This is a genomic window from Thioclava sediminum (assembly GCF_002020355.1).
GTDB classification, from domain to species: Bacteria; Pseudomonadota; Alphaproteobacteria; order Rhodobacterales; family Rhodobacteraceae; genus Thioclava; species Thioclava sediminum.
Window position 1 is genome coordinate 305,849 of the sequence record NZ_MPZV01000002.1, and the last position, 11,685, is coordinate 317,533.

Genomic DNA, 11,685 nt, shown 5'->3' on the forward strand with positions numbered 1-11,685 from the left:
TGCCAAAACTACAGCGCGAGCGCAAACAGGCGGGTGACTTGGCGCGTCCGGCGCGGCAGGAACCCGAGGGAGGACAAGATGCGGGGATGGAAAGCGGTGCTTGCCGGGATCGGCGGGCTTGTCGTGGTGGCGGTGCTCTACGCGGTGATCGTGCCGCCGGAACTGCTGCGCGTGGGCGCTGGCTATAGCGCGAAGATCACCTGCTCGGCGGAAGCGCTGCAGGGCCGCGACCCCGACGAAGTTCTCGAAACCGATGTGCAGGCGCCGGGCAACCCGTTGCTGCGCGCCTTCTGGGTCAGCACGGATCGCCGGGCAGGCCGGGTCCGGGCCGCCTTCGCCGGGATCATCGCGCCCACGACCGCCGAGGAGCGCGTGGGCCTCGGCTGCGCGACCTACCCCGATGGCAATCTGGCCGACGCCGGCGATCAAAGCGCCCCGCCCGCGCCGGGGCCCAGCAAAAGCGCCGCCCTCTGGCCCACCGGGTCGAAAACCGACCTCACCGGGCAAGGCCGCTTCGATGCGGTCTTGCGCGACGATGCGCTGACCGGGCCGGGGATGCGCGCGGTGGTGGTGATCAAGGATGGCAAGCTGGTGGCCGAACGCTACGGCGATGGCTTCGGTGCGACGACACCGCTTCTGGGCTGGTCGATGACGAAGACCGTCACTGCGGCCCTTGTCGGCACCGCGATCGAGGCGGGCAAGCTGCGGATGGACCAAAGCGACCTGCTGCCCGAATGGCAGGGCGACGACCGCGCGAAGATCACCGTCGCGCAGCTGATGTCGATGTCGAGCGGGCTGCGCTTCAACGAGGATTACGGCGACGTCTCGGACGTGACGCGGATGCTCTATCTCGAGCCGGACATGGCGGAATTCGCGGCCTCCCAGCCGCTCGAACATCCGCCGGGCACTCATTTCAGCTATTCCAGCGGCACCGCCGTGCTGCTCTCGCGCATCTGGCAAAATGCGGTGGGCGACACCTCCACCGCGCTCGCCTGGCCGCGCCGCAAGCTGTTCGACCCGCTCGGGATGAGCTCGGCCACGCTCGAGACCGATGCCTCCGGGACCTTCGTGGGCAGTTCCTACCTCTACGCCACCGCGCGGGACTGGGCGCGCTTCGGCCAGTTCCTGCTACAGGATGGCACATGGGATGGGCGGCAATTGCTGCCCGCCGAATTCGTGCAGCGGATGCATGCGCCCGCCCCGACCGACGGGGTTTATGGGCAGGGCATGACTTGGCTTGCGGGGCCGAGCAATCAGCAGAAAGCGGGCGATGATGCGCGGTTCGGGCTGCCCGCCGACACCTATTGGCTCGAGGGGCATGACGGGCAGACCGTCACCGTGATCCCCTCGGCCGATATGGTCGTGGTGCGGATGGGGCTGACACCGTCAGACCTGAACTACCGCCCGCAGAAGCTGGTGGCGGCACTGCTGGACGCGGCGAAGGCCACGGCTCACGCCTCGTCGAACATCCCCTCGAACAGCGCCGAAGACAGGTAACGCTCGCCCGAATCCGGCAGCACGACGACGATGGTCTTGCCCGCGTTCTCCGGTTCGCGCGCGAGGCGCAGGGCCGCAGCCGCAGCCGCGCCGCAGGAAATCCCGGCGAGGATACCCTCTTCGCGCGCCAACCGCCGGGCGATCTCGATCGCCTCGTCATTGCTGACCTGCTCGATCCGGTCCACCAGATCCATGTCGAGCACCTCCGGCACGAAGCCCGCCCCGATGCCCTGGATCTTGTGCGGGCCGGGCTGGAGCGCCTCGCCCGCGCGCAATTGCGTGAGAACCGGGCTCGCCTCGGGCTCTACTGCGACCGAGATCACCGGCAGGCCCTTTTCCTTTTTCAGATAGCGCGAGACACCAGTGATCGTGCCACCCGTGCCGACGCCCGCGACGAAGATATCGACCACGCCATCGGTATCCTCGAAGATTTCCGGCCCCGTGGTCTTCTCGTGAATCTCGGGGTTCGCGGGGTTGTTGAACTGCTGCAGCAGCACGTAGCGATCGGGATCGGAGGCCGCGATCTCCTCGGCCTTGGCGATCGCCCCCTTCATGCCCTGCGCGCCTTCGGTCAGCACGAGCTTCGCGCCAAAAGCCAGCAGCAGCTTGCGCCGTTCGATGCTCATCGTGTCGGGCATGGTCAGCGTGATCGGGATGCCGCGCGAGGCGGCGACGAAGGCCAGCGCGATCCCGGTATTGCCCGAGGTCGGCTCGACGATCTCCTTGCCGGGACCGAGCACGCCGCGTTCCTCCGCATCCCAGATCATGTTCGCACCGACGCGGCACTTCACCGACCACGCCGGGTTGCGCCCCTCGACCTTGGCCAGAACGGTCGCGCCCGCGCCCTCGGTCATGCGGTTGAGCCGCACCAGCGGCGTGTTTCCGATGCTGAGCGAATTGTCTTCGTAAATACGTGCCATGCGCGCGCTCCCTTCCTGTCGTTTGCCGCGCCATCAAAGAGCAACACGCGCGGAAGGGAAAGACGAAAGCTTCGCATCGCTGCGAGGCTTCCACTTCTTTACCGGGCAACTGGCAGCACCCGGAGCTTTCCGAACGCCGTTACGAGAAAGCCAAATCCGGCGGACAGTACGAGCCCTGTCCGTCATAATCGTCATCCTTGTGTCCGCGACCGCGGCCGCCATGCGTCAGATCTTCGAGAGACCCCAAATGTTTCAATTTGGGCCGCTCATACCGGATGGCGTCATTTTTGCTTCGAGAATTCTCAATCACCACATATACCCCCACGTTTGATTGAATATAGAAAGGGTTACACAGCTCTGACGAACCGCTAGCGGTTTTTGCGGCGATTCAATCCGCGGTTGCGTGCGCATTAAAAAGTCACCCGAAAATGCTTAAAAAACGCGCATTTACGGGCTGGATTCCTGAATTTAACGAAATTGCGAGCGGCGGTGGCTGGCCGAAAACCTCGGTGCAAGACACGAGGGAATCGCCTGACCGCCAGCTATTCGCGGCGAAACGTCCTGTTTTCATACACTTAATGCGTGTAAATTTCAGCTCCGCACTCTCGGCAGAGTAGCATCTACGGAGGAATGAGCGCGGCCGACAAAGCGTACGGCATTCCGCTTCAAGACCGCCTTTGGCTCGAAATTCCCCGGCACGCCATTCGCCGCAATCCCCGCCTTCTGGAGCGCCTCGATTCGTGCCGAACGCGGTATCCGCAGAACCTCGCCAGCCAGAAATGCGTCCTTCGCCTCTGGCGAGGTTCGGCCCCAGATCGCCCGTTGAAGCCGCGTGATTGACGCCTTGAGATCAAGCTCGCGACGCAGCCACCCCTTGTCGAGGCCCAGATTGCGAGTGGTCGATGTCTCGTTTTCCGCCCACGCGGCCAGTCGTTCCCGGCTGACATAGACAGGTTCGGAGATCAGGGCCGTGCGCAGATATTCCTCCAGCGTCGGGATCGTATCGACCTTCACCGCCAGACTGCCCTTCATATTTCGCGACCAAAACAGAGCACCGTTCGACACGCCGATCGACCCGAAGATCGCCAGATGGACCTCTTCGGGCGTGTAGGTGCGCTCGTCATAGACATCATCGAAAATGCCCTTGTCGCCGAGACGGGCGTTGGGCGTCCGGCTTTCGTGCTCGATGACCTGGCTCAGCATGCAGAGATTCACCCCCTGCTGAGTGCAAATCTCGTGGCCTCGTGCAAGGTAATCAGGGAAGACCTGGTTATCGTCTTCCAGCATGCAGAAGTAATCGGCCTTGTAGGGGTTCTCCTTGAGAAAGCAGTCATCGAGATTGCGCGTCATGAATTTCTGCGGGCGGTTCTGCACGTAGTGAACCCGCGGGTCGCCAATCTCTTCGACCATCGCGCGACCGCTCGCATCGGGGCAGTCGTCGCGCACTTCACAGACCCAGTCCTCGAAGGTCTGCGCCTGAAGCGTGCCTATGGCACGCCGCAACAGGTCGGGGCGCCGATAGGTCGGCATTCGCACGAGCGCTAACGGCATTGGAACACCTTCCTCGTCGAAAAGAGGTTTGACCGACCGCGGCGCACCGGTCGCTTACAGTGCGGCATCACGCGATCCTCTCAAACAAGTCCAGAAAGCGCCGAGCGCCGCGCTCCAGGGAAAGCTCATCGAGGATGTATTCGCGCGGCTGATACTCCGGCAGCCGCGCCCAGAATTCCTCGAACCGGTCTTCCATATTCGCACGCGTCCAACGCAGCCCGCATCGATCGTCAAAATAAGGAACTGCAGAGACTTCGAGGCCCTCGGGGACAAACTTGGCTCCGAGCGGATCGACGAGTTCGCCCTCGTCCCACGCGAAAACCGGAACGCCGGAAGACATCGCCTCTTGATAAGCGAGGCCTTGGGTTTCGTGCTCGGTCACGAAGATCAACGCCCGCCCCTTGGCCAAGGCGCTGCGATACTCTGCCAACTCGTGCTCGCCATATTTTAGCTCGACTGAACTCAGGCCGCGGCGTTCGAGCATGGCCCGCAGCGGCTGCATCGTATCTGCCTCGCGCGCGGCGTGGTTCCAGCGGATCTTGTTGTAGATAACGCAGTCGATCTGCTTGCGGTTCTCAGCGAGAAGCGGCCAGCGGTCCGTATCGATCCCGACGAACATCGGCGCCATTTTCGCGGCGACCTGAGGCGTATAAAGCCGGATCGGCCATTCCGACGGCTGCGTCACGATCTGATAGTTCCGCTCGGCAAGCATCGCCTCGGCACGGTCCGGATAGGGTACCCAGCCGGGCCCGAACAGGGTCGGATTGGGCAGATCGACATCGCTCCAGACCGACTGATGACCGGCAATGGCGATCGGCCTGTCCGGTGACCGACGGGCGAGCGCGAAATCATTGATCCGAACGTCATACCCGTTTCGCCGCAGACTTTCCGTCAGGTTCAGGAACGCCGTGAAGAACCCGGTATAGGGCTGCTTGCGCTTCAGCTTGCGGTAGCTGCGCCGCGCAACCCCGCGCAGCTGCGAAAGCTGGCGCCCCAGAGGCATTTCCCAGGCGCGCATCTCGTAACCGTCATAGAAGACGGGAATAACCTTGTTCGTGAAAGCTGCCCCAGCCAACGTCCACCTTCCCCTTCGCGCTGCGATCGCGCCGCAAACCGAAGTGGCTTTTCGGGGATCACATGCCCCGCACGCGACGCCCTATGCACTTCAGATGTCCTCCAAGGGTTTCCATGACGCGCCGCTCCGAGCCAGCCCGCAGGCAATTCCCGCCACTCGTGCAGCCATGGACGCACAATCACTCAGCAGTGAAAGGTGCAAAAGATGCCAAGCGCCTATTCAGCAGGCATTTTATCGACAACCCACTAACGAATTCCCGCAAACTCCATTTCTGAATAGGCAACCAACCGGGTTTTCTCAGAGCGCGCGTCGAAAGAACTCTCATTGCGTAAATAGAATCGCTACCAAAGCGCCAAGCAGCCTCGCTGCAGCGCAGAAAGCGCCGCCGATTATTCGTTCACATTACGCACAGTTTCTAAGCGCCTTGGATATTCGCGCGACGTTTCCGCATGCCGCGCGGTAATTCGGCAAACCTGCCCTCCTTAGCATTTGACCGGAAACTGCCCAGATCGAAGCCTGATTTTGCGGTGGTTGGTTTTCGTCCGCTCCGCGCCGCGTTTCAGGCGATCTGGAGGAAGTTGAATGACTCGAAGTGGGCCCGATGCGAATGTCCCGCCCCTGCAGACTGACGGTCACGCGGACCATGTGCAGATCGGTGACTGCCACGCCGTTGATCGCGCGGCAGCGTGAGCGCAGGGAAGACGGCTTTCAAGATGCGTTTGATCTACCTCGTTCATGACCTCGATGATGCCGCGATCTGGCGACGCGTTCAGATGTTGCGCGCTGGCGGCGCCGAGGTGACGCTTGCGGGGTTCCAACGCTCAGCGCGGCCACTACCGGAACCCGCGCTCATTCTCGGGCACACAGCGAATGGGAAAATGGCCCAGCGCGCGCTCTCGGTGCTCAAGGCCCTCCCCGGTCTCGCCAAGCGGTTCCCTACCCTCCAGGAGACCGATGTCATCATCGCTCGCAATCTCGAAATGCTCGCGCTCGGCGCGGTTCTCAAGCGACGCGCACCGGCGGTACGTCTCGTCTACGAACTGCTCGACGTGCATCGCCTGTTGTCGGGGAACGGTCCGGCGTCCAAGGCAATCCGCGCCATTGAAGCGGCGGCGCTCAAATCCGCATCGGGGCTTCTGTATTCCTCGGAAGGGTTCAAGCGCGGCCACCCTCAGCCGTTCGAGAAGCTCGCGCCGCACCTGTGCCTGATTGAAAACAAGCCGCTCGCGCTCGAGCCGGCACAGCTTAGCACACGCACGCGCCCTCTGGAGGGGCCGTTGCAGATCGGCTGGAATGGAATTCTCCGCTGCCGCTGGTCGCTGGACACGCTCGACGAACTCACCCGCAACGCACCGGGACATTTCCGGGTCAAAATGCGCGGACGTCCGGCGCTCGATCAACTCCCGGATTTCCATGAGCGCGTCGCAGCAAATCCCGACCTCGAATTTGGCGGTCCCTATTCCGCGCCCGATGATCTCGATGAGATTTACGACGCGGTCGATCTTGCCTGGCTGATCGACCGTTACGAGGCCGGAGAGAATTCGGACTGGCTGCTGCCAAATCGCCTTTACGAAGGCTGCCTGCATGGTGCGGTCCCGGTGGTTCTGTCGGGAACCGAGGTCGCACGACGTACCGAAACTCTCGGCATCGGGGTTCAGGTGGCAGAACCGTCGAGCGCGTCGGTCGCGCAAGCCTTTACCGACCTGAGCAATGCGGATCTCCAGAAGCTTCGGCAAGCGGTCGCTGCAAAGCCACGCTCCACCTGGGAGGCGGGTCACGCAGAATGCCGCGCGCTCGTGTCCTGGTTGGCGGATCTTCCCACGCTTGGCGCGCCTCGCAGCGACGCCACGCATCTGCGGGAGGCGCAATCGTGAGCCGCATCCTCATCGTCATCCCTACGCTGAATGAGATCGACCATATCGCCTCGGTCATCTCGGCGCTGCTGCCCTTCGCGCGCGCCCAAGACGCGACCGTCATAGTGGCCGACGGTGGATCGACGGACGGGACCTGCGCCATAGTCGAGAAAATGGCACAGGAAACGCCGCAAATCGTCCTGCTGCACAATCCCGACAAGCTGCAGGCCGCAGCGGTCAACCTCGCCGTGGAGCGTTTCGGCGACGAGGCGGAATGGTTGATCCGTGTGGACGCACACAGCGCCTACCCGAGCGATTTCTGCGAAACGCTGATGAGCGAGGCCATTGAGACTGGCGCCGACAGCGTCGTCGTCCGTATGCATGCCGAAGGGGTGTCCCCGCTACAGACCCAGATCGCGCGGGCTCAGAATTCGCGCTTTGGGAATGGTGGGTCGGCACATCGCGGCGCAGGGGAAGGCCGTTGGGTCACTCACGGTCATCATGCCCTGTTTCGGCTGAGCGCATTTCGCTCGGTCGGAGGTTACAACACCACATTCAGCCATAACGAGGATGCGGAACTCGATCACCGCCTGATCCGCGCGGGCTTCAAGATCTGGCTGACCGCAAGCACCTTCGTCCGCTACTTCCCGCGCAAATCCCTGCGCGATCTCGCGTCGCAATATTTCCGGTTCGGCAAGGGACGCGCCCGCACTCTTGCCTTGCATCGGGAACGCCCGGCAATGCGACAGGCGATCGTCGCAGCTCTGGCACCGGCGCTCGCTCTTGTCGTGCTGGCCCCGCTGCACCCGATCTTCGTCCTACCCGCGATCGTCTGGCTTCTGGGCTGTGCGGTTGCTGGACTGGCGATCGCGATCCAAACGAAGCGTCTCGCCAATCTCACGGCTGGCCCGATTGCGGGTATCATGCATCTGGCCTGGTCCGCGGGGTTCTGGGCGCAAATTTTGGGCAATAGCATGCCAACCATCGGTCGCGGGGTGCCCGAGTGACCAGTCCGAAGCACAAAGACAAGATCGGCATCGGCCTGTGTACTTATCGCCGCGAAATCGTGCGCGACACCCTCGCCTCGCTTGCCGAAACGCTCCCGCCGGACCTCGATATCTGCGTCATCGTCGCGGATAACGATCTTGAACCCTCGTCCGAAGACCGGGTTCGTTCGGTGCCGCTTCCCTTCGAGCTGCACTATCTGCACGCGCCCGCCCATAACATCTCGATCGCGCGCAATGCGGTTCTCGACGCCGCTGAGGTCCGCGATCTCGACTGCCTCGCCTTCCTCGATGATGACGAGCGCGCCCTACCCGGCTGGCTCCCTGCCCTGATGGAGGCGCGCCAATCCGAAGAGAGCGCCACGGTGATCGGCCCCGTGCGCGCCTACCACAGTGACGCGGCCCCCGAGTGGATGCGCGCAGGCCATATCCACGACACCCTCGCCGAGCACGATAGCGAAGGGCGCGTGCGCGCGGGCTACACCTGCAACGTCCTGCTCGATCTGAAGCACCCCGCCGTCTCTGGCCTGCGGTTCGATCCCGAATTCGGTCGCAGCGGCGGCGAAGACACGATCTTCTTCGACCAGATCAAGCGCCGCGGCGGGACGCTTGCCTACGCCCCGGACGCTTGGCTCGAAGAGGATGTCCCTGCGGAGCGTGCGACACTTTCGTGGCTTTTGCGGCGCCGCTTCCGCATGGGCCAGACCCATGCCGTTCTGGTCTCGCAGGGCAAGACGTTCGCTGCACGAATGATCGAACTCGGACGCGCCGGTGCGAAAGCACTTGCCTGCCTCGGACTTTCGCTGGGCCACGTCACCGCCCCCCTGGCGCGCAACCGGAATCTGATGCGCGCGGCCCTGCATATCGGCGTCGTCTGGCGACTTGCCGGCGGAAGCCGAACGGAAATCTATGGCGGCGCATCTGCCGATGCCACGCACAACACAGCCTCAAGGCGCAACGCGCGAGGAACGACCTCTTGAGACAGACGCAATTCAAATTCGCAGATACCAGCAACGATCTCGAGCGGCCGATCTCGAAACCGCCCGAGACCGTAACGCTGGGCCAGCTCACGCGTATCCTGCGTCGTCGGCGGTGGTCGATCATCGTTCCCGTCGTGATCCTCGGCATCCTCGGGATCATCTATCTGGCGACCACGCCGCGCAGTTACCTTGCAAATTCACTGCTGCTGCTGGATGCGAATATCAGCCGGTCGATCGAACAGCTCGGGGCTTCGGAGAGCAACAATCTCAGCGAGTCCGCGCTTGAGGATGCCCGGCTGATCATCCGCTCCGACCGGATCTCGCAATCGGTCGTGAAGGAGCTCGACCTTCTCGACAATCCCTCCTTCACGTCGCCGCCGAGCTCGCTGTTTTCCCGGCTGATCGGCGGCGCGATCAACACGATCCGCACACCGATCAACTGGCTACGCTCGAAGCCCGAACCGAGCGGCACAACCACTCTGACGCCCGAACAGATCACCGCCGCGCGGCAAGACCTCGCCGCGCGCGCCCTGCAAGCGCGCATCGATGTCGGGCGTGTCGGCAGAAGCTCCGTGATCTCTATCAGCTACGAGTCCTACGATCCGGCCATGAGCGCCGCGATCGTGAATTCGCTCGCCGAGGGCTACATCGCCGATGTCCTCAACGCGAATTTCGAAGCGACCGAGCGGACGACGAACTGGATGCAGGACCGCCTGACGGAGCTGCAAAATCAGGCTCAACAAGCCGCGCTCGATGCGGAGACCTTCCGGGCCGAGCATGGGCTCGTCTCCTCGCGCGGCGTTTCGATGACAAAGGATTCCGTCGTCCAGCTCAATGCCGAGATGGCCAATGCGGTCAGCGATGTGGCCCGCGCTCGGGCGCGCGTCGATACCTACAACCAGATCATTGCCGGTGGGGTCCAAGCCCTCGTCGATGGCGGCTCCACAGGGGTTGGCGGCGGGAGCGACCCGGCCCTGCAGCAAGCCCGCGATACGCTCACCGACTCCCTGGCGATGCTCAATCAGATCAAGACCAATTTCGGCGAAGATCACCCGCAGTATAAGGTCGTCCAACGGCAGGTTCAGGCCGCTGCGGAACGCCTGTTCACCCTTCTCAAACAAGGGAGCGCGCAGGCGAAAAGCGATCTTTCAAGCGCCGAAGCGAAGGTCGATGCGCTCAAGAACAGCCTCGGCCTCGCGATCGACAGCGACACGAGTTCCGGCACCGTCGAGGTTCAATATAGCGCGCTGCAGCAACGCGCCGACACGCTCTCGACGCTGTACCAGGCCTTCCTGACGAAGTTTCAGGAGATCGAGCAACAGAAATCCTTCCCCGTCTCGAACGTTCGGATCCTGACCAAGGCGGACGTGCCGCGCAACCCGGTCGGCCCGAGCACGAAGCGCGCGCTTGCGATCTCGATCGTGCTCGGTCTGATCATCGGGATGATGATCACGGCCTGGCAGGAATGGCGGGAGCGTTTCCTGCGCACCTCGGATGACGTTCAGGACGAAACCGGCGGACCGTTCCTCGGCTATCTGCCGGAGTTCGAAACGTCGGCGCAGTCGGAACCAGTCCGATCGATCACGAGCACCGCCGTGTTCCAGAACCTGCGGGACGGGCTCGCCGAGAATATCTCGAAACCGAGAAACGGGTCGCATTCGACCAGTGAAAGCGCCATTTACGCCGTGCGCCACCCCAGATCTTTCTTCGCGGAAACCTTGCGCAGCGTGCGGCTCGCCGCAGAAATCCGCGCGCCGGTCGAGACCGGGGCAATCGTTCTGGGGGTCACCTCCGCACGTCCCGAGGAAGGCAAATCGACGGTCTCTCTCAATCTGGCTGCCGTGCTCAACATGTCCAACGCACGGGTGCTCTTGATCGATAGCGACATCCGGCGCCCGGGGCTCAGCCAGCGCCTCGGCTTCCGCCATGGCGACGGACTTGTCGAAGTGCTCGCCGGCCGCGCGCCTTGGCGCAACCTGGTGCGTGAGGTGGAAGGCACCGGTGTGCATATCCTGCCCTGCATTCCGCCGAATGGCTTCACCCACAGCGCAGAGCTGTTGTCCTCACGCGGCATGCGCGAGTTAATCGCCGAGGTGCGCAGCGAGTTCGATTTCGTGATCATCGACCTCGCCCCGCTCGGCGCGATCGTCGATGCGCGTGCCATGATCCCGAACCTCGACACCGTGCTCCTCGTGGCAAGCTGGGGCAAGACGCCGAAGTTGATGCTGAACCGCATCCTCTCGGCCAATGCAGCTTTGCGCGAGCGCCTCTTGGGAACGGTGCTGAACCGCGTGGATATGGAAGACTTGCGTGACTTCGTCGACGTCTCCAGCACCGAGGCCTATTTCGAAGATTACAACGGATATTTCGGGGATCCGGGAAAAAGCTGGGACAAGCCCGAAATGCGCGGCACAAATACCAACACACGCAACAATTGAATTTCAAATGCTTGACCGGTTATTATCGAGAAGGTAACCGCTTGAACCCAGCCCAAGTTTCGGAGTGCCAAGCCATGCGCTTGATGCCATTTCTCGTCGTCCTGACTCTTGTCACGATCATCGCTGGCGCGGTCGGGTTCTGGAATGGCATGTCTTTGGGAATGGTCGCGATTTTGTGTATTGCGATCTTCTTTCTCGGTCAGATCCTGTACGTCGGCCTCGTCGCCATCATGACCCGCGAGGAAACGGCCCGGAGAAAGAATCAAGGGCGCGCGCAAGCCGGTCGCGAGGCTTCGGACGACAATACGACGTCGCAAGTTTCGCGCGGCGCCTACCTCAATCAGGAAAATCGCTGAGCTTCAGCGCA

The 11,685-nt window shown here is 62.7% G+C and carries 9 protein-coding genes; 6 read left to right on the forward strand and 3 right to left on the reverse strand.

The genetic code is table 11. From position 1 onward, the window contains the following. Positions 1-78 precede the first annotated feature (78 nt). Positions 79-1,497 (forward strand): serine hydrolase domain-containing protein, encoded by a 1,419-nt coding sequence (locus BMI91_RS08700; RefSeq protein WP_078604685.1) that lies wholly within the window; start codon positions 79-81, stop codon positions 1,495-1,497. Here BMI91_RS08700 and cysK read toward each other — a convergent pair. From cysK to BMI91_RS08715, 3 genes are all read right to left on the reverse strand, one after another. Beyond that, the gene (cysK, locus tag BMI91_RS08705; protein ID WP_078604686.1) at positions 1,452-2,417 is read right to left on the reverse strand and encodes a cysteine synthase A; all 966 of its coding nucleotides are present in this window, start codon (positions 2,415-2,417) and stop codon (positions 1,452-1,454) included. The two genes, BMI91_RS08700 and cysK, sit on opposite strands and share 46 nt — an antisense overlap. Before the next feature lie 591 nt (positions 2,418-3,008). Next, entirely contained in the window at positions 3,009-3,968 is a 960-nt protein-coding gene (locus BMI91_RS08710) for a glycosyltransferase family 2 protein (protein WP_078604687.1), read from the reverse strand. A gap of 67 nt (positions 3,969-4,035) precedes the next feature. Next, entirely contained in the window at positions 4,036-4,986 is a 951-nt protein-coding gene (locus BMI91_RS08715; protein WP_146684032.1) for a glycosyltransferase, read from the reverse strand. Between the two features lie 770 nt (positions 4,987-5,756). Between BMI91_RS08715 and BMI91_RS08720 the strand changes: the two genes are divergently transcribed. From BMI91_RS08720 to BMI91_RS08740, 5 genes are read left to right on the forward strand one after another with little or no spacing between them, the layout of a single operon-like run. After that, positions 5,757-6,917: a hypothetical protein gene (locus BMI91_RS08720; RefSeq protein ID WP_078604689.1), complete on the forward strand. Its 1,161-nt coding sequence runs from the start codon at positions 5,757-5,759 to the stop codon at positions 6,915-6,917. Next, a complete protein-coding gene (locus BMI91_RS08725) occupies positions 6,914-7,903 on the forward strand; it encodes a glycosyltransferase family 2 protein (RefSeq protein ID WP_244176593.1) in 990 nt (329 codons plus the stop codon). The genes BMI91_RS08720 and BMI91_RS08725 overlap by 4 nt, the downstream gene beginning before the upstream one ends. Further along, complete coding sequence (locus BMI91_RS08730; RefSeq protein WP_078604690.1) at positions 7,900-8,880, forward strand: glycosyltransferase family 2 protein; 981 nt, start codon at positions 7,900-7,902, stop codon at positions 8,878-8,880. Before BMI91_RS08725 ends, BMI91_RS08730 begins: the two co-directional genes overlap by 4 nt. Continuing rightward, entirely contained in the window at positions 8,877-11,318 is a 2,442-nt protein-coding gene (locus tag BMI91_RS08735; RefSeq protein WP_146684035.1) for a GNVR domain-containing protein, read from the forward strand. The genes BMI91_RS08730 and BMI91_RS08735 overlap by 4 nt, the downstream gene beginning before the upstream one ends. 11 nt (positions 11,319-11,329) lie before the next feature. Further along, positions 11,330-11,674 (forward strand): hypothetical protein, encoded by a 345-nt coding sequence (locus BMI91_RS08740; protein ID WP_158522120.1) that lies wholly within the window; start codon positions 11,330-11,332, stop codon positions 11,672-11,674. The last annotated feature ends 11 nt before the right edge of the window (positions 11,675-11,685 follow it).

What these genes read in the sequence shown, in the direction of transcription:
- BMI91_RS08715 (WP_146684032.1), bottom strand. Translation starts at nt 4,986, where the DNA reads ATGCGCGCCTGGGAAATGCCTCTGGGGCGCCAGCTTTCGCAGCTGCGC.
- BMI91_RS08710 (WP_078604687.1), bottom strand. Translation starts at nt 3,968, where the DNA reads ATGCCGTTAGCGCTCGTGCGAATGCCGACCTATCGGCGCCCCGACCTG.
- BMI91_RS08720 (WP_078604689.1), top strand. Translation starts at nt 5,757, where the DNA reads ATGCGTTTGATCTACCTCGTTCATGACCTCGATGATGCCGCGATCTGG.
- BMI91_RS08700 (WP_078604685.1), top strand. Translation starts at nt 79, where the DNA reads ATGCGGGGATGGAAAGCGGTGCTTGCCGGGATCGGCGGGCTTGTCGTG.
- cysK (WP_078604686.1), bottom strand. Translation starts at nt 2,417, where the DNA reads ATGGCACGTATTTACGAAGACAATTCGCTCAGCATCGGAAACACGCCG.